The 18,952-nt window shown below is 61.3% G+C and carries 19 protein-coding genes; 7 read left to right on the top strand and 12 right to left on the bottom strand.

Annotated features, from left to right (window positions below; translation table 11 throughout):
* Positions 1–35: 35 nt before the first annotated feature.
* The 5 genes from NTD80_RS09740 to NTD80_RS09720 all read right to left on the bottom strand — a co-directional run bounded on the left by NTD80_RS09740 (position 36) and on the right by NTD80_RS09720 (position 6,173).
* On the bottom strand, positions 36–2,678 hold the full coding sequence (locus tag NTD80_RS09740; protein WP_262133357.1) for a TonB-dependent receptor: 2,643 nt from the start codon (positions 2,676–2,678) through the stop codon (positions 36–38).
* 211 nt (positions 2,679–2,889) lie between these two features.
* Positions 2,890–3,828: a FecR domain-containing protein gene (locus NTD80_RS09735; protein ID WP_262133355.1), complete on the bottom strand. Its 939-nt coding sequence runs from the start codon at positions 3,826–3,828 to the stop codon at positions 2,890–2,892.
* On the bottom strand, positions 3,825–4,334 hold the full coding sequence (locus NTD80_RS09730) for a sigma-70 family RNA polymerase sigma factor (RefSeq protein ID WP_065909044.1): 510 nt from the start codon (positions 4,332–4,334) through the stop codon (positions 3,825–3,827). The genes NTD80_RS09735 and NTD80_RS09730 overlap by 4 nt, the downstream gene beginning before the upstream one ends.
* 108 nt (positions 4,335–4,442) lie before the next feature.
* Positions 4,443–5,234: a phosphate/phosphite/phosphonate ABC transporter substrate-binding protein gene (locus NTD80_RS09725; protein ID WP_262133353.1), complete on the bottom strand. Its 792-nt coding sequence runs from the start codon at positions 5,232–5,234 to the stop codon at positions 4,443–4,445.
* Between the two features lie 9 nt (positions 5,235–5,243).
* On the bottom strand, positions 5,244–6,173 hold the full coding sequence (locus NTD80_RS09720; RefSeq protein ID WP_262133351.1) for a fatty acid desaturase: 930 nt from the start codon (positions 6,171–6,173) through the stop codon (positions 5,244–5,246).
* A gap of 301 nt (positions 6,174–6,474) precedes the next feature.
* Between NTD80_RS09720 and NTD80_RS09715 the strand changes: the two genes are divergently transcribed.
* Both NTD80_RS09715 and NTD80_RS09710 read left to right on the top strand, forming a co-directional pair.
* The gene (locus tag NTD80_RS09715; RefSeq protein ID WP_213554331.1) at positions 6,475–6,891 is read left to right on the top strand and encodes a GNAT family N-acetyltransferase; all 417 of its coding nucleotides are present in this window, start codon (positions 6,475–6,477) and stop codon (positions 6,889–6,891) included.
* A gap of 94 nt (positions 6,892–6,985) precedes the next feature.
* Positions 6,986–7,804 carry a class I SAM-dependent methyltransferase gene (locus NTD80_RS09710; RefSeq protein WP_262133350.1) on the top strand — a complete coding sequence of 273 codons (819 nt, stop codon included), beginning with the start codon at positions 6,986–6,988 and terminating at the stop codon, positions 7,802–7,804.
* Positions 7,805–7,940: 136 nt separating this feature from the next.
* Here the strand turns inward: NTD80_RS09710 and def are convergent, their stop codons facing one another.
* The 3 genes from def to NTD80_RS09695 form a co-directional block, all read right to left on the bottom strand.
* The gene (gene def, locus NTD80_RS09705; RefSeq protein WP_065909029.1) at positions 7,941–8,480 is read right to left on the bottom strand and encodes a peptide deformylase; all 540 of its coding nucleotides are present in this window, start codon (positions 8,478–8,480) and stop codon (positions 7,941–7,943) included.
* Positions 8,481–8,483: 3 nt separating this feature from the next.
* Positions 8,484–9,434 carry a YihY/virulence factor BrkB family protein gene (locus NTD80_RS09700; protein WP_065909026.1) on the bottom strand — a complete coding sequence of 317 codons (951 nt, stop codon included), beginning with the start codon at positions 9,432–9,434 and terminating at the stop codon, positions 8,484–8,486.
* A 168-nt stretch (positions 9,435–9,602) separates the two neighbouring features.
* Entirely contained in the window at positions 9,603–9,788 is a 186-nt protein-coding gene (locus NTD80_RS09695) for a CsbD family protein (protein WP_016973106.1), read from the bottom strand.
* Positions 9,789–9,989: 201 nt separating this feature from the next.
* Here NTD80_RS09695 and NTD80_RS09690 point away from each other — a divergent pair, with 201 nt between their 5' ends.
* On the top strand, positions 9,990–10,367 hold the full coding sequence (locus NTD80_RS09690) for a hypothetical protein (RefSeq protein ID WP_262133346.1): 378 nt from the start codon (positions 9,990–9,992) through the stop codon (positions 10,365–10,367).
* A 175-nt stretch (positions 10,368–10,542) separates the two neighbouring features.
* Here NTD80_RS09690 and fadD1 read toward each other — a convergent pair whose 3' ends face one another.
* Together fadD1 and fadD2 are read right to left on the bottom strand one after the other, a co-directional pair.
* A complete protein-coding gene (gene fadD1 / locus NTD80_RS09685) occupies positions 10,543–12,234 on the bottom strand; it encodes a long-chain-fatty-acid--CoA ligase FadD1 (protein ID WP_065909023.1) in 1,692 nt (563 codons plus the stop codon).
* A 387-nt stretch (positions 12,235–12,621) separates the two neighbouring features.
* Positions 12,622–14,310, bottom strand: a complete 1,689-nt coding sequence (gene fadD2 / locus NTD80_RS09680; protein ID WP_262133345.1) for a long-chain-fatty-acid--CoA ligase FadD2 — start codon at positions 14,308–14,310, stop codon at positions 12,622–12,624.
* 210 nt (positions 14,311–14,520) lie between these two features.
* Here fadD2 and NTD80_RS09675 point away from each other — a divergent pair, with 210 nt between their 5' ends.
* Together NTD80_RS09675 and NTD80_RS09670 are read left to right on the top strand one after the other, a co-directional pair.
* Entirely contained in the window at positions 14,521–15,465 is a 945-nt protein-coding gene (locus NTD80_RS09675; protein ID WP_262133343.1) for an alpha/beta hydrolase, read from the top strand.
* 57 nt (positions 15,466–15,522) lie between these two features.
* Entirely contained in the window at positions 15,523–15,993 is a 471-nt protein-coding gene (locus NTD80_RS09670) for a MaoC family dehydratase (protein ID WP_003175719.1), read from the top strand.
* Positions 15,994–16,080: 87 nt separating this feature from the next.
* On the opposite strand, the gene NTD80_RS09665 is transcribed toward NTD80_RS09670, so the two are convergent.
* Positions 16,081–16,548, bottom strand: a complete 468-nt coding sequence (locus NTD80_RS09665; RefSeq protein ID WP_094953816.1) for a ferritin-like domain-containing protein — start codon at positions 16,546–16,548, stop codon at positions 16,081–16,083.
* A gap of 207 nt (positions 16,549–16,755) precedes the next feature.
* Here NTD80_RS09665 and NTD80_RS09660 point away from each other — a divergent pair, with 207 nt between their 5' ends.
* Together NTD80_RS09660 and NTD80_RS09655 are read left to right on the top strand one after the other, a co-directional pair.
* Positions 16,756–16,992, top strand: coding sequence for a DUF3820 family protein (locus NTD80_RS09660; protein WP_003213031.1), 237 nt, complete (start codon positions 16,756–16,758; stop codon positions 16,990–16,992).
* Between the two features lie 10 nt (positions 16,993–17,002).
* The gene (locus NTD80_RS09655; protein ID WP_262133340.1) at positions 17,003–18,178 is read left to right on the top strand and encodes an aminotransferase class V-fold PLP-dependent enzyme; all 1,176 of its coding nucleotides are present in this window, start codon (positions 17,003–17,005) and stop codon (positions 18,176–18,178) included.
* A 92-nt stretch (positions 18,179–18,270) separates the two neighbouring features.
* Here the strand turns inward: NTD80_RS09655 and NTD80_RS09650 are convergent, their stop codons facing one another.
* Positions 18,271–18,936 (bottom strand): bifunctional 4-hydroxy-2-oxoglutarate aldolase/2-dehydro-3-deoxy-phosphogluconate aldolase, encoded by a 666-nt coding sequence (locus NTD80_RS09650; RefSeq protein ID WP_026013852.1) that lies wholly within the window; start codon positions 18,934–18,936, stop codon positions 18,271–18,273.
* Positions 18,937–18,952: the final 16 nt, after the last annotated feature.

Raw genomic sequence — 18,952 nt, 5'->3', positions numbered from 1 at the left:
CCACAGTTGATCTCCACACCCTTCAAGATCAGGGTTTAAAAGTCATAACTGAGCCGCGTGTAGTAGAACGCCCCTTCCGGCGCGGTCGGCGACAGGTAGCTGTATTGCTGCCCCGGCGTCTGGCGCAGACGGCTGTTGAAGTCATCGGGTTTGCTGTCGAACAGGTTGTTCACACCGACCGACACCCGCAGCTGCTTGGTGAACGCGTAGTTCACGTCCAGGTCGGTGGTCCATTGCGCACTGAACACCTGGTCGTACTGGGCGTTGGCTTCGGCGGCCGCGTATTTGCGGTACTTGCCGTAGCGGGTCTGGTTGAGGGCGATGGTCCATTGGTTGAGTGTGTGCACCGCGCCGAACACCAGCTTGTCTTCGGGGTAGCCGTGCTCGATAAAGCCCCGGGCTTCGCGGGTCAGCACCTCGAAACCGTTCGGGTTCTCGTGGACTTTCTCGATAGTGGTGCGCGCCTTGGTGTAGCCGGCCGACAGGTTCAGGTCACCGAACTGCGCCAGGTCCAGGTTGTACTTGCCGACGATGTCGACGCCCCGGGTGCGGGTGTCGGCGGCGTTGGTCATGAACTGTGCCCAGGAGTACTGGCCGTAGCCGGCATTGGTGAGGATCTGCTCAGCCAACGGCCCCGAGATACCGCCGCTGAACAACAGGCGGTCGCGAATCGAAATCTGGTAGGCGTCGATGGTCAGCGAGGCATGCTCGGTAGGACGCAGTACCAATCCCAGCGAGTAGTTGGTGGACTTCTCCGGTTTGAGCGGCTGTGCGCCGAGGGCCCGCGCTGCCGGGTTGTCGGCCGGCAGCATGCGGGTCAGCACCGGGTTGCCATTGGCATCGAGGTTGGTGGTGGTGGTCCAGGACGTGCCGATCTGGCCCAGGCTTGGCGCGTGATAGGCATTGTTGATCGTGCCGCGCAGCCCCACTTGCGGGGTGAAGTCATAACGCGCCGAGAGCTTGCCGGTGGTGGCGGAACCGAAGTCCGAGTAGTGCTCGGTGCGCCCGGCGACGCCGACTTGCAGCTTGTCGGTGACCTGGTTTTCCAGGCCGAAATACACGCCGCCGACATCGCGCTTGAAGGTGCCGGCATCGTCCGGGGTCAAGCCCGACGCTTGCACCGCGCCCACCTGCACGTTGTCGATACCGCCGTAGGAGTAGGAATCGTAGTCCCCGGCCTCGAGGCGATATTGCTCGTGCCGGTAGGCCACGCCTGCGGAGACGGTCAGCGGGTGGCTGGACCAGTTCACGTCGAGGTCCTTGGCGTAGTCGAGGGTGATGTTGGTCTGATCGTTGACCAGCGTCGCGACGTTGAATTTGGTCGGGCTGTTGGCGCCATAGCTCGGGTTGACGGTGTTGAACGCCAACTCGTCGTGCTCGTCACGGCCATACGTCGCGCTCAGGTCGAAGCGGCCGATGGATTCGTCTTCATAGCGCGTGCCTACGGTGATGGCGCCGTCTTCATAGCGGTAGCGGTACTTGGGAATCGTGCCGCCGGGGTAGATCGACGCGACGTTGTTCGGGCTGCTGGCCAACAGCGGCGGCGTGTTGTTGACCGAGGTGTCCTGGCCGAAGGTGGCGAAGCTGTAGAGCCGCCATTGATCGTTCAGGCCGATCTCGGCATTCGCCGCCAGGTTGTATTTGTCGCGCCCGGCCCCACCCCAACGTGGGTCTTGCAACTGGCCGTCGGCGACGTACTTGTCGCCGATATCGTCGGGCTTGTTGTTCAGGGTGTTGAAGCTCAGCGTGAGGAAACCATCCCCCGGCAAACCGATGCCGTACCAGCCGTCGGTGGTCTTGCTGAAGCCATCGCCCTGGGCGTATTTGCCCAATTGCGTGTTGATGCCACCGCCGCTGTCACGCTCCTTGAGCACGATGTTGACCACCCCGGCCACCGCATCCGAGCCGTACTGCGCCGAGGCGCCATCACGCAGCACTTCGACATGGTCGATGGCGCTGATGGGGATCATGTCCAGGTCCACCGGCTGCGCGCCAATGAACGGCACGCCACCGGAAATATTCACCACCGCCGAGGTGTGCCGGCGCTTGCCGTTGATCAGCACCAGGGTCTGGTCGGGTGACAGGCCACGCAGCGAGGCCCCCTTGGGATCCTGCCCGCGCGTGGCGCTGTTGTTCTGCGGAAAGTTGAACGAGGGCAGCAACTGGAACAGTGCCTGGTTAAGGCTGGTGGCGCCGGTTTGCTTGAGTTCTGCGGCGTTGATCACGTCCACCGGCGCCGCGCTGGTCAGGGCGGTGGCGTCGCTGCGGCGGGTGCCGATGGCCACCACGCGGTCCAGGGTCGGTGCCTGGGCGGCGCTGGTCTGGGCCTTGACGCTGCTGGTGGCCTGGGCACTTTTGGCCGCGTCCTCCTTGATCACAAAGGCGCCGTCCGGGCTGACCTGCACGTGCAGGCCGGTGCCCTTGAGCGCGGCGTCGACCGCCTGTTGCGCCGACAGCGAACCGTCGACACGGGCCGAGGAATAATTGCCCAGTTGCGGCGTAAACGAAATCACCTGGCCGCTCTGGCGACTGATGTCCAGCAGCACCTCATCCAGCGGGCCGGGCGCGATGTGGTAGACCTGGCGCGCCTCTTCGGCACTGGCGGCAAACGAAAAAAACAGACTGGCCAACGGCACCAGGGCAAAGGTTCGCAGCGGCACACGGTTGAACTGATTCACTTTGGCTCCCCCCAAGGAAACTCGAGAACGCTGCTCCCCGCAGCGCTTACGGGAGTGATGTGGGACGGCCGCGGGAAAACTTGCAGATCGTTTGGTTATGTCCTTAGAACCCACTTTCGAAGCGCAAACCCTGTAGGCGCTGGCTTGCCTGCGATGGCATCGACGCGATGTAACGGGCAGGCATCGCAAGCAAGCTAATTCCCACAGCAAATCAGGCCGCACTAACGGTCACCCACAGGCCCGTGCGGCGGGTGATGTGGATCGGCAAAGTGCGCGCCAGGGTGTCGAGGATCTGCTGGGGGTTGTCCAGGCGGTACAGGCCGCTCACGCGCAACTCGGCCACGGCCGGATCCAGGCGCAGCACGCCCTGGTGGTAGGGGCGCAGCGCGTCGATGACTTCAGCCAGCGGACGGTCGCGCACTTGCAGGAAGCCGTCGACCCAGGCAGTGGCGCCGGAAGAACTGGCCTGCATCGGGCCGAAGCCCGCGCGGTCGTAATGCACTTCATGGCCGGCGGCCAGTTGCAGGCGCTCGCCGTTTTGCCCATCGATTTCGACGGCGCCGTTGAGCGCGACGACCTGGCCCTGCCCTTCACGCTCACGCACCAGAAAGCGGTTGCCATAGGCACGCAGGCGCGCCTGGTCGGTCTGGATCAGAAACGGCCGCAGGCGATCACTGGCGACCTTGGCCAGCAGCTCACCTTCGCGCAGGCGCACCAGGCGCCGTTGCGGGTCGAACTGAATGTCGGCCGCGCTCTGGGCGTTGAGCAGCAATTCGCTGCCGTCATCCAGGGTCACGGTGCGCCGCTCGCCGGTGCCGGTGCGCACATCCGCCGTGAGCTCCGACAGCCCCATGGGTTTGGCCAGCAGCACCGCGCCGACGGCCACGCCGGCGCCGGCCAGGGCGATCTGCAATACCTGGCGGCGACTGGACGGCGCCTCCAACGCCTGCTGCACGACTTTGCCGCTGACGCCTTGCGCCTGCGGCACCTGGAACACCCCGAGGCGGGTTTCCAACTGCCGGCACAAGGCATCATGGCGGGGGTCGGCCGCGCGCCATTGGTGATAACGCTGCCAATCCTGCGCCGTGGCCTGGCCGGAACGCAGCAGCACGTACCACTGCGTGGCGCTGTCGATCAGTTCGTCGTTCATTCCAGGCACAGCCGCAGGCATCGATTGAATGCGCGGGTCATGTAGTCGCTGACCGAGCGCTGGGAAATGCCCAGCTCGGCGGCGATTTGCGGGTAGGTCAGGCCATTGAGTTGCGACAGCAGAAAGGTCGCCTTGACCTTCGCCGGCAAGCCGTCGAGCAACTGGTCGATGGCTTGCAGGGCTTCGAGCATTTGCGCCAGGTCTTCGGGCGACGGCGCGGTGCAGGTGTCGTCGGTATCGAGGGCGTCGAGGTAGGCGCGCTCCAGGTCACGACGGCGCCACAGCTGGTACATCAGGCGCTGGGCGATGGTGGTGAGCAAGGCGCGGGGCTGGCGGATCGGCTCCACCGACGGCGAACTCAGGAGCTGGACGAAGGTGTCGGCGGCGATGTCTTCGGCGTGCGCGCGCGAATCGAGGTGGCGGTGCAAACGGCCACACAGCCAGTCGTAATGACTGCGGAATAATCCGCCCACGTAATCGCTGTGAGAAGTGTCGGCGCCGGACATAGTGGCTCCATCTGAGTAGGTTACGCGTTATGTCCGGTGTTCCGGTGGGGCGATCCTAGCAAGGCTGCTTATTCTTTAATAATATTTAAAAGGTATTTTTATATAACCTTATTCAAGTACCCGGTAGCCAAGGCTGGCGGCGTACTGCTGGTAGTCGAGGAGTACCTGATAGTCGTCTTCGCTGGCCGGCAGCACTGCATGCAAGCCTAGGGTCTCGACCACGTGCGGCAAGTCCTGCAACGCCAGGTTCATGGCCGCACGAATCGTTGCAACCTGCGCCTCACTCAAGCTGTGCGGGCCGATGTAGGGCAAGGTCGGGCTCGGCGCGCTGTGGCTCACCACGCGCAGCCCCGCCACTTCCTGCGGGGCGAAACGGGCCAGGTAGTCGTAAGTGACGCTGTCGATGGCGGCCAGGTCGGCACGGTCCTCGCGCAACCAGCGCAGGCTCTCGCGGTGGGCACCACTGATGCCGACGCTGGAAAAAAACCGACCGTCCTGCTGCAAAGGCGCCAAGCGTTCGCGCAACAGGTTCATGCCACTGTTGGAGTCGTGGCCATTGATCACGCCACGGCTTTGGTAGAACTGCGCCAGGTCGGTGTGCGGGTTGTCCTCGCGGGCCAGCAGCAGGCTGCAATGGGCGCCGTTGCTGCTGTGCGGCAATTCATAACGTGGTCGGCCGATGACGCGCACCTGACCACGCAGTTGGGTCATCAGCGGGTAGCCGCAGGTCTGGGTAACGAGCAGTTCAGGGGCCAGCCACAGGCCGAGCAGATCCAGATGCGCGGCGTCGCGCCGGCCCAGGCCCAGGCGCTCCAGGATCCGCGTCAACCACTGTTGGTTGGCCTGTTGGATGGGGTCCGGCGCGACATACATCAGCAGCTCGGCGTAGTGATCACTCATGCGGGCCTCTCAGGCAAAGGGGTGGCGCGGGCTGTCGATGGCCTTGAGCCCGTGGCGGCTGATCAACTGGCCGTAGCCCTGCACCAGGAACCCGCCGCTGCGCGCCACCCACTGCTCGCGACGGGCACGGTAGACGGTGGGCAGCAAATACCAGGGCAATTGCGGCAAGTCGTGGTGCACCAGGTGCAGGTTGTTGTTCAAAAACAGCCAGGTCCACGGCCACGACGCCTCGTTGAGCACCGTGCGTTGCTCCGGTTGCGGATGCGGACGGTGCTCATAGTAGGAACGGATCGACGCCAGCGACAAGGCCGGCACACTGACCAGCAGCAGGTACTGCACGACTGACAGCGCGCTGTAGTGGGCGATGAAACTCAGCATCAGCAGCGTCACCGCGCCGTGGGCCAGCCACATCGGCCAGACCTGTGGCAGGCGCTGCCATTCATGGCGCGCCAGGCGGGTGATCGCCAAGGGCGCGGCCAGCAGAAAACGACCGAGCACGGTTTTGGTCAGCCAATGCACGCCACGTTCGAACAGTGAGCTGTTGTCCCATTGCTGCTGGTTGAGGTAGCGGCTTTCCGGGTCGATGCCGGGCAGGGTCAGGTCGTCATCATTGTGGTGCAGCAGATGGCTGTCGCGGTACAGCGTGTAGGGGTACCACACGGCGAACGGGGCATAACCGAGGAGTTTGTTGAGCCGGCGCGAGCGGGTGGGATGGCCATGCAGCAGTTCGTGTTGCACGGACAGCCACAGCGTCACGATGGGAATCAGCAGCACGGTACTCAGCCCCACACCCAGCCAGTGGCTGGCGAGGACCACGGCGAACCAGCCGGCGTAGACGCCGAGCAACAACAGCCAGGTCGGCCATTCGGTGCGGGCGGTAAAACTGTGCGCCAGGGCTTCGATTTCCCGGCGTTGGGTCTCATCAAGGTAGTTGGCCATCGGCAGCTCAGAGCAGGTGTTTCCTGCTCTGTGCAATGAGGCGCAAAAATCTTGCAGATCGTTTGGTTCTAAGCTTGTAACTCAGTGACCGAACAGGCCGGTCTCGGACTTCTTGGCTTTCTTGTCAGCGCGTTTTTCATCGGCGGTCTTTGCCGGTTTTTTCTTCGCGGCTTTCTTTGAATCCATACCTTTGGCCATGATGCATGCTCCACTTACAGGGGATGTAACACTGGGTATACCACCTATTGCCCCACAGAAGGCGCTTATAATCTCCGGCCCTGGATTATGTTGCGCGAACACCATGCCCGAACTGCACCTCGAACCGCTGGCAGAGCCGCTGTGGCCGCTGCTGAACAAGTTTTACCGCCGCCACGATTCGTCGATGAAGGCACTCAAGGGCGGCCGTTTGTGGGTGGCGCGCGATGGCGAGATTGTCGCCGGCCTGTGCCTCACGCCGGTGGTCGGCGGACAGTGGCTGACGGGGGTGTTTGTCGACCCGGCGTATCGCGGCCAGGGGCTGGCGGCGCGCTTGATTGAGCAGGCCGTGGCAGATGTGGACGGCACGGTCTGGTTGCTGTGCCATCCGGACCTGGAAGGGTTGTATCAGCGCATCGGCTTCACTCAGGACACGCGGCTGCCGCAGTCCCTCAGCGAACGACTGGTGCGGTACAAACGCAACAAGCCGATGATCGCCATGGGCTTGAACATCGCTGCTTAGAACCTTTGGTGCGGTTCACCGCAGATAATGTGTGATCAGCCGGCAAAGGGCCCATGCTAGCCTCGGGGGCACCCTAGCCCTCTACAGGATGATCATGAAAACGACGCTTGCAGCGCTGTCCCTCACCGCCCTCCTCGTCCCCACCTTCAGCCAGGCCGCCGACGCACCGATCAGCGCCAAGCAGTACGCCAGCGTACTCGCCGGCAGTTGGCGCGACCCTGCCAACAGTGCGCGTGACGGCTATCGTCATCCGCAGCAGACGCTGGAGTTCTTTGGCCTGGGCGCCAGGCAAACCGTGATCGAAATCACCCCGGGTGGCGGTTGGTACAGCGAACTGCTGGCGCCGCTGCTCAAGGATCACGGGCATTACATTGCCGCCGTGCAGGCGGCGAGCAGCAGTGCCTATGCGCGGACCTCGGAAGAGAACCTGAAGAAGAAATTCGCCGCCGACCCGGCGCGCTATGCCAAGGCTGAAGTGGTCGAGTTCGACCCCAAGGTGCCGGTGTTGGGCAAACCCGGTTCAACCGACGCCGTGCTGACCTTCCGCAATGTGCATAACTGGGTGGCGGCCGACACTGCCAACGCCACCTTCCGTGCGTTCTACACGGTGCTGAAACCGGGCGGCGTGCTGGGCGTGGAAGATCACCGGGCCAAGGATGGCGCGGACCTGGAAGCGATCAAGGACAGCGGTTACCTGACCACTGCGCAAGTGGTGAAGCTGGCGACCGATGCAGGCTTCAAGCTGGCGGGACAAAGTGAGGTGAATGCCAATGCGAAGGACACCAAGGACTATCCCGGCGGAGTCTGGACCTTGCCGCCGACGTTGAAGCTGGGAGAACAGGATAAGGCCAAGTACGTGGCGATCGGCGAGTCGGATCGGATGACCTTGCGGTTCGTCAAACCCGCCCAATAACCTGACGTGAAATGCCATCAACCTGTGGGAGCGGGCTTGCTCGCGAAGGCGGTGTATCAGTCACGCATGTATCGACTGATAAAACGCATTCGCGAGCAAGCCCGCTCCCACCGTTTTGATGGGTTGTGCCAGGGGTTTACTCGTCAGCCGCAGGATCCATGTCCGGGAACATCACTTCGATAAACCCGAACTTGCTGAAATCCGTAATCCGCGACGGGTACAGCCGGCCGATCAGGTGATCGCACTCATGCTGTACCACGCGCGCATGGAAGCCATCGGCAAAACGCACGATCGGCTCGCCCTTGGGATCGAAACCTTCGTAGCGAATCTGCTGGTAACGGTCCACCGCACCGCGCAGGCCGGGCACGGACAGGCAGCCCTCATAGCCTTCTTCCAGCACCGGGCTCAGCGGTGTGATCAACGGATTGATCAGAATGGTCTGCGGCACTGGCGGCGCGTCGGGGTAGCGCTCACTGGCCTCGAACCCGAAGATCACCAGTTGCAGGTCGACGCCAATCTGCGGCGCGGCCAGGCCGACGCCTCCCACATGCTCCATGGTCTGGAACATGTCATCGATCAATTGCCACAGCTCGGGGCTGTCGAACATTTCCGGTGGCACCGGGGGCGCGATACGCAGCAGGCGCTCGTCGCCCATTTTCAGGATTTCACGGATCATCGATCAGACTTCGTCGTTAGTGGGCTTGGAGTGGTCCCGGCCAAGGCCGGAGACATGCTGTTTTTCATCGGTGGCGCCCGCTTCGTCGAACTCCTTTTCGCCTGGGTCCTTGCCTTCGGCGGACATGTGCTCGATCACCGCATTCATCTCCGCGCCCAGCAACAGCACCGCGGCGGAAATGTAGAAGTACAGGAGCAGCACGATGATCGCACCGATGCTGCCATACATGGCGTTGTAGTCGGCGAAGGTTTTGACGTAGTAGCCAAACCCCAGTGAGGCGACGATCCACACCACCACCGCCAGCACCGAGCCAGGCGTGATGAAGCGGAATTTCTGCTCGACGTCAGGCATCACGTAGTACATGAGGGCCACGGCGAACATCAGCAAGATCACAATCAACGGCCAGCGCAGGATGGTCCACAGGGTGACCACGAATTCCTGCATGCCGATCTGCCCGGCCAGCCACTCCATCACCTGCGGGCCAAGCACCATCAGCGCGGCGGCGGCCAGGAGCATGCCGGCAATGCCGACGGTGTAGAAAATCGACAGCGGGAAGCGCTTCCAGATCGGGCGGCCTTCGACCACGTCGTAGGCGGCGTTCATCGCGCTCATCATCAGGCGCACGCCGGCGGAAGCCGTCCACAGCGCAATCACGATACCCACCGAGAGCAGGCCACCCTTGGATTGCTGCAACTGGTCGATCACCGGGTTGACCTGCTCCAGCGCCTGGGGCGGCAACACCAGCTCCGACTGCATGCGCAGCCAGGTGAAAAAGTCCGGCAGGTGCAGGAAACCGATCAGGGCAATGAGGAACAGCAGGAAGGGAAACAACGAAAACAGCATCTGGTAGGCCAGTGCCGAGGCGTAGGTGGGCATCTCGTCATCGACGAATTCCTTGACGGTGCGCACCAGCACTTTATGAAGCTTGAGGCCTTGCAGTACCGGAAAAATCATAGCGTCTCCTTTCGCCGCAAAAGGTTGAGTTCGTGGGCGACTCAGGGGCCGTTTTCTACATCAAGGTAGCCTATTTGGCGACCTCGAAACAATTTCGAAACTTTAATCACGAGGTGTGACATAAAAACGGCCATCCGTGGATGGCCGTCAGACTGCGCGAGCGCCGTATTACTTGGTCGCTTTCTTGACCGCGTCCTTGGTGTCGCCGACGGCTTTCTCGACTTGGCCTTTCTTTTCCTGCACCACGCCTTCAGCGCGCAGTTTGTCGTTGCCGGTGACTTTGCCGACGCCTTGCTTGATGTTGCCGACGGCTTCATCTTTCAAACCTTTTGCCTTATCCGCTGTGCTGCCCATGGTATTTCTCCGAAAGAACAATCAAAGGGTTTTGGTCATTACGTAAAGATTGACCCGAGGCGGTTCGGCAGAGTTTCAATTATTTTTGCGCGAGCATTTCATCGCCAGCCGCAGGTTTGGCTTTATGTTTTGCGGCCAACCCACGAGAATGCCCGGCACATTCAGGCTATAACGCTGAATAACAGATCCCGTAGGAAGGTTATGAAACTCAATAAAGCACAGGCCATCGCCCGCAGAAACCAGGAACTGGGCGGTGCCGTACTCGGCGTCAACAACTGCCATTTCACTGACCTGGACCGCAAACGCAACATCTGGTGGTTCGACCTGCCAGTGGGTCGGATTGCCGTGGGCCAGTACGAGTGGATTCACCTGTTGATGCATAACGCCGACACCGACCAGTTGCTGCACCTGAAGGTGCCAACGGTGTTCCTGCGTGGAAAACTCGAAGGCCTGGTGGTGCGCAATGCCGGCAAGCGCAAGCCGGAGATCACCCTGGAGCTGAGCGCGGACAAGGATTCGTTCCTCAAGGATGTACGTCCAGCCGGTGCCGGCGTCAGCTTTGCGCAATTCGCACTGTAGGAATGCGGTTTAAAATGTGGGAGCGGGCTTACTCGCGAATGCAGAGCGTCAGTCGCATGATAAGTCGCTGATACACCGCATTCGCGAGCAAGCCCGCTCCCACACTTTGGATTGCATTTCACCCCTGCTAATCAGCAAGCATTAAAAAACCCCGCATTCGCGGGGTTTTTTAGGGTTACTTTTTCAGGCCTAGCTTTTTCAGCTCTTCATCACGCAACTCACGGCGCAGGATCTTGCCCACGTTGGTAGTCGGCAGTGCATCGCGGAATTCCACGGCCTTGGGCACTTTGTAGCCGGTGACATTGGCGCGCATATGCTCCATCACCTGCTCCTTGGTCAGGGTCGCGCCCGGCTTGACCACGATAAAGAGCTTGATGTGCTCCCCGGACTTTTCATCCGGCACGCCGATGGCCGCGCACTGCAGCACGCCCGGCAGGCCTGCCAGCACGTCTTCCAGCTCGTTGGGATACACGTTGAAACCGGAAACCAGGATCATGTCCTTCTTGCGGTCGACAATGCGCATATAGCCGTCAGGCTGGATGATCGCGATGTCACCGGTCTTCAGCCAGCCTTCGCTGTCGAGCATCTCGGCAGTGGCGTCTTCGCGCTGCCAGTAGCCTTTCATCACTTGCGGGCCCTTGACGCACAGCTCACCGGTCTCGCCCAGCGCCAGCTCGGTGCCGTCATCGGCAATGACCTTGCACACGGTGGACGGCACCGGAATGCCGATGGTGCCGATCTGGATATGCTGGATCGGGTTCACCGTGGCCACCGGGCTGGTCTCGGTCATGCCGTAGCCTTCACAGATGCCACAGCCGGTCACGGCCTTCCAGCGCTCGGCAGCGGCCAGTTGCAGGGCCATGCCGCCCGACAGGGTGACTTTCAACGCGGAGAAATCCAGCTTGCGGAACGCCTCGTTGTTGCACAGCGCCACGAACAGGGTGTTGAGGCCGACAAAGCCGCTGAACTTCCACTTCGACAGTTCCTTGACCATCGCCGGCAGGTCGCGCGGGTTGCTGATCAGGATGTTGTGGTTGCCGATCAGCATCATCGCCATGCAATGAAAGGTGAACGCGTAGATGTGGTACAGCGGCAGCGGCGTGATCAGGATCTCGCAACCTTCATTGAGGTTGGAGCCCATCAGCGCCTTGCACTGCAGCATGTTGGCCACCAGGTTGCGGTGGGTGAGCATCGCGCCCTTGGCCACGCCGGTGGTGCCGCCGGTGTATTGCAGCACGGCCACATCGCCACTGTCGGGGCTGGCGTCGCTGACCGGTTGGCCGTGCCCCTTGGCCAGCACGTCGTTGAACTTGATCGCCTTGGGCAAGTGATAGGCCGGGACCATTTTCTTCACGTACTTGATGACGCTGTTGATCAGTAGGCGCTTGAGTGGCGGCAGCAGGTCGGCGACTTCAGTGACGATGACATGCCTGACGGCGGTCTTGGGCACGACCTTTTCCGCCAGGTGGGCCATGTTGGCCAGGCAGACCAGCGCCTTGGCGCCAGAGTCGTTGAATTGGTGTTCCATTTCCCGCGCGGTGTACAGCGGGTTGGTGTTGACCACGATCAGGCCAGCACGGATGGCGCCGAACACGGCGACCGGGTATTGCAGGACGTTGGGCAGTTGCACGGCGATTCGATCGCCCGGCTTCAAGTCGGTATGCTGTTGCAGGTACGCGGCGAAGGCACCGGACAATTCGTACAGTTCACCGTAGGTGATTGTCTTGCCCAGGTTGCTGAAAGCCGGTTTGTTGGCGAAGCGCTGGCAGGACTGCTTCAATACCGCCTGAATATTCGGATACTCGTCTGGATTGATTTCTGCAGCAATCCCGGCGGGGTACTTATCCTTCCAAAAGTCTTCGTTCATGGAAGCCCACTCCTCAGCGACGCGAATTCATCATCGCATTTGATGCGATTATTATTGGTGTATGTTTTTTTAGGTGAATCTGGCGCTTTCAAGCAGGCCTAGACGTCACAAAGCGCGCCGAGAGTAGCAGCTTTGCCAAGGGCCGCCTAGAGCCAAAAGAGGGCCCTACAGTCATAAACATGACTCAAGAATATCTAATGGTCATTTTTAGAGCAAAGATTCTACAAGCTTGGGAATGGCTCTGGAATGGGGCTTCCAGGAAGGTAAATAACACTGTGGGAGCTGGCTTGCCTGCGATGGCGGTCCCTCAGTCGATACATCCAGTGACTGAAAGACCGTCATCGCAGGCAAGACAGTTGCTCCCACCTGTTTCGAGCCGGTTTCACGTCAGGCGATGTCGCGCAGCTCCCGTCGCAGGATCTTGCCCACCGGCGTCATCGGCAACGACTCCCGCAGCACAATGTGCTTGGGCACCTTGTAGCCGGTGAAGTTGGTCTTGCAGTACGCCTTCAACTCCTCAAGGCTCACCCCTTCGGCACGCGCCACCACGAACAGCTTCACCGCCTCGCCCGTGCGTTCGTCCGGCACGCCGATCACGGCGCAGTTGGCCACCGCCGGGTGGGCCATGACCACGTCTTCGATCTCGTTGGGGTACACGTTGAAGCCCGAGACGATGATCAGGTCTTTCTTGCGATCGACAATGCGCACAAAGCCGTCGTCATCGATCACCGCAATGTCGCCGGTCTTGAGCCAACCCTCGGCGTCCAGCGCCTCGGCAGTGGCGGCCGGTTGCTGCCAATAGCCCTTCATCACCTGCGGCCCCTTGATGCACAGCTCGCCGCGCTCGCCCAGCGGCAACTCGACGCCCTGGTCATCGATCACTTTCATTGCCGTGGCCGGCACCGGGATGCCCACGGTGCCCAGGCGGGATTTATTGCCATACGGGTTGGTGCTGGCCACCGGTGAGGTTTCCGTGAGCCCGTAGCCTTCGCCGATCGCGCAACCGGTGAGCTGCTGCCAGCGCTCGGCCGTCGCCTTGATCAACGCGGTGCCGCCGGAGTTGGTGAGCTTGAGGTGGGAAAAGTCCAGGCTCTTGAAGTCCGGGTGGTCCATCAACGCCACGAACAGCGTGTTCAGCCCCAGCAGCCCGGTAAAGCGCCAGTTCTTCAGTTCCTTGATAAAGCCACCGATGTCGCGCGGGTTGATGATCAGCACGTTGTGGTTGCCCGACACCATCATGCACATGCAATTCGCGGTGAAGGCATAGATGTGGTACAGCGGCAGCGGCGCGATCATCACCTCCTGCCCTTCCTTGATCAGCGGATGGCCGTCCTCGCCGGTCTGCGACATGCAGGCGCGCACCTGCTGCATGTTCGCCACCAGGTTGCCATGGGTGAGCATCGCGCCCTTGGCCAACCCGGTGGTGCCACCGGTGTACTGCAGCACGGCGATGTCATCGAGGGTCACCGGATGCCGGGTCACCCCCAGGCCGGCACCCAGGCGCAACGCGCGCTTGAACGACACCGCGCGTGGCAGGCTGTAGGCCGGGACCATCTTCTTCACCTTGTCGACCACGGTGTTGACCAGCCAGCCCTTGGCGGCGGGCATGAAGTCGCCCATCCGGGCTTCGATCAGGTAGTCGATCTCGGTGTCGCTGCACACCTCCTGCACGCGCGAACCGAACAGGTTGAGGTAGACCAGCGCACGCACGCCGGCGTCCTTGAACTGGTGGCGCATCTCGCGCGGGGTGTACAGCGGGTTGGTGTTGACCACGATCAGCCCGGCGCGCAACGCCCCGAACACGGCAATCGGATAATGCAGCACGTTGGGCATCTGTACCGCGATGCGCTCGCCCGGCTTGAGATCGGTGTGCTGTTGCAGGTAGCCGGCGAACGCCGCGCTCTGGCGCTCAAGCTCGGCGTAAGTCAGGGTGATGCCCATGTTGCTGAATGCCGGACGGTCGGCAAAGGCCTTGCAGGAACGCTCGAAGACTTCGATCACCGACTTGTAGGCCGTCAGGTCGATGTCATTGGGGACGCCCGCCGCGCGTTTGTCATTCCAGAAATCAGGTTGCATTATTCTTGTCCTCTTACCTGAGTGTGTCCGGCCACTTTCGTGTTGCGATAGAAAGCGGAGCTTTGGGGACGTTAGCAGCTATGGCTAAACAGGCAAATAAGGGAAAGAGCGTCATTAATTGCGTGAATCTTCCTACAAGGGCCTGCACTGATCAGACGCAACCTCGAGGATGAGCTATACACTGCAACGACCCTGAGCAAAGGAATCGCCATGAACCACAGCACCTTCTGGCTGACCGCGAATGACCGCAGCCGCCTGTACGTCAATCAATGGATGCCCGAAGGCCCGCCCAAGGCCCTGGTGATGCTGTCCCATGGCATGGCCGAGCACAGCGGTCGTTATGCGCGCCTGGCCGCACCCTTGTGCGCCGCCGGCTACGGCCTGTATGCGCTGGACCAGCGTGGCCACGGCCGCACCGCCGGCGAAGGTACCTTGGGGCTGTTCGCCGAGCGCGATGGCTGGAACAAAGTGGTCGGCGACCTGGCCAGCCTCAACCAGCACATCGGCCAGCAGCAGCCGGGGTTGCCGATCCTCCTGCTGGGCCACAGCATGGGCAGCTACATCGCCCAGGCCTACTTGCTGCATCACAGCGCCAGCCTGAATGGGGTGATTCTCAGCGGTTCAAATTTCCAACCGGTGGCGCTGTACCGCGCTGCCCGGGTGATCGCCCGCATCGAACGCCTGCGCCAGGGGTTGCGCGGGCGCAGTGCGCTGATCGATTTCCTCTCGTTTGGATCGTTCAACAAGGCGTTCAAACCCAATCGCACTGCATTTGACTGGCTCAGCCGCGACCCGGCTGAAGTCGACCTCTACATCAACGACCCGCTCTGCGGCTTCCGCTGCACCAACCAGCTGTGGATCGACCTGCTCGGCGGCTTGCAGCAAATCAGCAAAGCGTCCAATCTCGCGCAGATCGATCCGGGCCTGCCGATCCTGGTGATCGGCGGCGAATGTGATCCGGTGAGTGAGGGCAAGCGTCTCAACAGCCTGGCCCAAGCCCTGCGAGAGGCCGGCAGCCAGAATCTGCACCTGATCATTTACCCGCAGGCGCGACACGAAGTGTTCAACGAAACCAACCGCGACCAAGTCACCGCGGATGTGCTGACGTGGCTCGACCAGGCCCTGACCTTGCGTCGGCCGACCCGCTGCGAATAATTTTTCGTTTAAAATCAGAAAGTTAAATTACCGATTAGCCACAGGATGCACCTTTAGATGACCCAGGTAACCAACACCCCGTACGAAGCCCTCGAAGTCGGCCAGACCGCCAGCTACAGCAAGACCGTCGAAGAGCGCGATATCCAGCTGTTCGCCGCGATGTCCGGCGACCACAACCCGGTGCACCTGGATGCCGAGTACGCCAAGGCGACCATGTTCAAGGAGCGTATTGCCCACGGTATGTTCAGTGGCGCGCTGATCAGTGCGGCGGTGGCCTGCGAGCTGCCTGGGCCCGGCACGATCTACATCGGCCAGCAGATGAGCTTTCAGAAGCCGGTGAAAATCGGCGACACCCTGACCGTGCGTCTGGAAATTCTCGAGAAGCTGCCAAAGTTTCGTGTGCGCATCGCCACCCGTGTGTTCAACCAGCGCGATGAGTTGGTGGTGGACGGTGAGGCGGAGATCCTCGCGCCACGCAAGCAGCAGGTCGTGACCTTGACTGAGTTGCCGCCGATCAGCATTGGCTGATAGCCGTTACAGCGTCGACACAATGCAAATGTGGGAGGGGGCAAAAGCCCCCTCCCACATTTTTTTACAGCCTGTACAGCGCAGGGCTTACGACTGAGCGCGAGCCTGGTTACGCAGGGCTTTCACCTGGTCGTGGTTGCGCTGTGCGCCGTGGAACTGACGCTCTACCAGGTCACGAATACCCAGCAGGTTGTGCTTGTTGATCTTCTCGATCGCTTCCTTGTAAGCCTTCAGTGCATGGTCTTCACCGCGCTCGGCTTCGTTCAGCACGGCTTCTTCGTCTTTGCCGGTGACCAGCGACTTCACGTCGACCCAGCCACGGTGCAGGGCGCCGGCAACGCTGCCGGATTTTTCCGGATCGCCGCCCAAAGCTTTCACTGCAGTCTGCAGTTCTGCAGCAGCAGTAGCGCAATCAGCGGAGCGCTTGACGAACAGCGCTTTGAGTTCTGGGTGCTTGATGTCTTCGGCACAAGTTGCGAAACCTTTCTGGCCGTCTTTGCTGGTCTCGATCAGGTCGTTGAGTACGGAGATCGATTCTTTATTGATGTCAGTCATTTTCCATTTCCTTGTGCGGGTTTAAGAAGGTTGCATAAATGATTGCAGCGCCCGTGCCAGGTTATGAAAAATAACTTTTCCCTTTATATTCAATGACTTGAAAATTATTGAACCATCTGTATGTACGTTATTTGCATGATCTGTCATTTGGCCTTCATGCAGAATGCCTGTATTTTCCAAGGTCTCGACTTGCGCCGCGCCGAACCCATGAATCCCGAAAAACTCGAACTGCTGATCACCCGCGAAATGCCCTTCGGCAAATACAAGGGCCGGATCATCGCCGACCTGCCAGGCCCCTACCTGAATTGGTTCGCCCGTGAAGGCTTCCCCCACGGCGAACTGGGCGGGCTGCTGGCCTTGATGCAGGAAATCGACCACAACGGCCTTTCCGAATTGCTCGAACCGCTGCGCGCCAAACACGGCAAACCCGCCCCTCGCCACTAAGAGCATCGCCATGCCAAGGAATGCCGACAACGAACACCATTGGCACACCATCGCCCAGCGCTACGAGCTGGAGCCCGGTCCGATCAACCTGGAAAACGGCTACTTTGGGCGCATGAGCCGCGAGGTGCGGGGGCAGTACCTGGAGCACGTGGCGTTTATCAATCGCAGCAATTCGCTGCATGTGCGCCAACGCTTCGAGCGCGGTGAGAACGACGAGATCCGGCGCCAACTGGCCGGGTTGATCGACGCCGCCCCGGAGGCAATCGCCTTCACCCGCAACGCCACCGAAGCCTTGCAGTCGTTGATCCGCAACTACAACCGCCTGCAACCGGGCGACCAGGTCCTTATCAGTGACCTGGAGTACGACACGGTCAAAGGCGCGATGCGCTGGTTGGCCGGCTATCGGGGCGTGGAGGTGATCGAGCTTTCCCACACCCATCCGGCCAGTTTCGACAGCCTGCTGCAGACGTATCGCCAAGCGTTCGAGCAGTATCCGCGCCTCAAACTGATGGCGCTCACCCACGTCACCCACCGCACCGGCCTGGTGATGCCGGTCGAAGCCATCGCCAAGGCGGCGCGCGAGCATGCAGTCGATGTGATCCTCGACGGCGCCCATGCCCTGGGCCAGATCGAGTTCAACCTCGCCCAACTGGGCATCCAGTTCGCCGGTTTCAACCTGCATAAATGGATCGGTGCGCCACTGACGCTAGGCTTTCTGTACATCGCCCCCGAGCGTCTGGCCGATATCGACCCGGACATGGGCGAATTCCACTACCCCGCCACCGACATTCGCGCGCGTACGCCCTACAGCACGCCGAACTTTCCGGCGCTGATGACCTTACCGCTGGTGCTGCAGGAACATCAGGCCCTCGGCGGCGCGGCGGCCAAGGGCGCGCGGGTCAATTACCTGCGGGATTTATGGGTGAGCCAGGTGCGGCCATTGCCGGGAATCGAGGTGCTGACACCGGATGATCCACGGCTGTATTGCGGGATCACGGCCTTCAAGTTTGTCGGGCGGGACCAGCAGGTGATGGCGGATCGATTGCTCCAGGACTACGGCCTGTTTACCACCACTCGCACGGGCGCGGCGTTTGGTACCTGTATCCGGGTCACGCCGGGGCTGGTGACGTCGGCGGCGGACATCAATGTGCTGGTCAACGCCATTACCGAGCTGGACACACTGTAGGAGCTAATCTGCAGGCAAAAAAAAGCGGTACACCGACCAAGTGCACCGCAAAAATGCCGTTAAGCACAGCAACAACGATTCGATGAATCAGATCAATCCAGCAGCGCCAGCGCCTGCGCGGTGACTTCCTGGATACGCGCCCAGTCGCCGTTCTTGACCCACTCCGGGTCGAGCATCCAGCTACCGCCCACGCACATCACGTTTTTCAACGCCATGTAGTTTTTGATGTTGGCCGGGCCGACGCCGCCAGTCGGGCAGAATTTCACTTCGCCGAACGGGCCGCCCAAGGCCTTGATGGCAGCCACGCCGCCGCTCACTTCGGCCGGGAACAGCTTGAAGCGGCGATAGCCCAGGCCATAGCCTTCCATGATCCCGGAGGCATTGCTGATGCCCGGCAGCAGCGGGATCGGGCTGTGCACCGAGGCTTCCAGCAGGTCACGGGTGATGCCGGGCGTGACGATGAATTGCGAGCCGGCCACTTCGGCCGCTTCAAGCATATGGCGGTCGAGCACGGTGCCAGCACCGGTGCACAATTCAGGACGTTGCTCGCGCAGTACCTGGATGGCCTTGAGGCCGAACTCGGAACGCAGGGTCACTTCCAATGCGGTCAAACCACCGGCTGCCAGGGCATCGGCCAGCGGCAGGATGTCCTGTTCGCGGGCGATGGTGATCACCGGCAGGATCCGCGCCTTGGCGCAGAGACTGTCGATCAGGGCAACTTTATCCGCCATGGACACGGTCGGTTGAGGGCTTTTCATAGCGGCTGATCCTTGG

The organism is Pseudomonas sp. 13B_2.1_Bac1 (assembly GCF_025466155.1).
Taxonomy (GTDB): Bacteria; Pseudomonadota; Gammaproteobacteria; order Pseudomonadales; family Pseudomonadaceae; genus Aquipseudomonas; species Aquipseudomonas aylmerensis.
Note: the sequence above shows the minus strand (reverse complement) of the source record. Positions and strands in the feature narration are given on the sequence as shown.

Bases quoted from the DNA above. Each gene is read 5' to 3' on its own strand.
- NTD80_RS09730 (WP_065909044.1), bottom strand. From the start codon at position 4,334: ATGTCCGGCGCCGACACTTCTCACAGCGATTACGTGGGCGGATTATTC.
- NTD80_RS09665 (WP_094953816.1), bottom strand. From the start codon at position 16,548: ATGACTGACATCAATAAAGAATCGATCTCCGTACTCAACGACCTGATC.
- fadD1 (WP_065909023.1), bottom strand. From the start codon at position 12,234: ATGAACGAAGACTTTTGGAAGGATAAGTACCCCGCCGGGATTGCTGCA.
- fadD2 (WP_262133345.1), bottom strand. From the start codon at position 14,310: ATGCAACCTGATTTCTGGAATGACAAACGCGCGGCGGGCGTCCCCAAT.
- NTD80_RS09735 (WP_262133355.1), bottom strand. From the start codon at position 3,828: ATGAACGACGAACTGATCGACAGCGCCACGCAGTGGTACGTGCTGCTG.
- NTD80_RS09675 (WP_262133343.1), top strand. From the start codon at position 14,521: ATGAACCACAGCACCTTCTGGCTGACCGCGAATGACCGCAGCCGCCTG.
- NTD80_RS09700 (WP_065909026.1), bottom strand. From the start codon at position 9,434: ATGATTTTTCCGGTACTGCAAGGCCTCAAGCTTCATAAAGTGCTGGTG.
- NTD80_RS09650 (WP_026013852.1), bottom strand. From the start codon at position 18,936: ATGAAAAGCCCTCAACCGACCGTGTCCATGGCGGATAAAGTTGCCCTG.
- NTD80_RS09670 (WP_003175719.1), top strand. From the start codon at position 15,523: ATGACCCAGGTAACCAACACCCCGTACGAAGCCCTCGAAGTCGGCCAG.
- NTD80_RS09695 (WP_016973106.1), bottom strand. From the start codon at position 9,788: ATGGGCAGCACAGCGGATAAGGCAAAAGGTTTGAAAGATGAAGCCGTC.
- NTD80_RS09690 (WP_262133346.1), top strand. From the start codon at position 9,990: ATGAAACTCAATAAAGCACAGGCCATCGCCCGCAGAAACCAGGAACTG.
- def (WP_065909029.1), bottom strand. From the start codon at position 8,480: ATGATCCGTGAAATCCTGAAAATGGGCGACGAGCGCCTGCTGCGTATC.
- NTD80_RS09655 (WP_262133340.1), top strand. From the start codon at position 17,003: ATGCCAAGGAATGCCGACAACGAACACCATTGGCACACCATCGCCCAG.
- NTD80_RS09660 (WP_003213031.1), top strand. From the start codon at position 16,756: ATGAATCCCGAAAAACTCGAACTGCTGATCACCCGCGAAATGCCCTTC.
- NTD80_RS09715 (WP_213554331.1), top strand. From the start codon at position 6,475: ATGCCCGAACTGCACCTCGAACCGCTGGCAGAGCCGCTGTGGCCGCTG.
- NTD80_RS09710 (WP_262133350.1), top strand. From the start codon at position 6,986: ATGAAAACGACGCTTGCAGCGCTGTCCCTCACCGCCCTCCTCGTCCCC.
- NTD80_RS09720 (WP_262133351.1), bottom strand. From the start codon at position 6,173: ATGGCCAACTACCTTGATGAGACCCAACGCCGGGAAATCGAAGCCCTG.
- NTD80_RS09725 (WP_262133353.1), bottom strand. From the start codon at position 5,234: ATGAGTGATCACTACGCCGAGCTGCTGATGTATGTCGCGCCGGACCCC.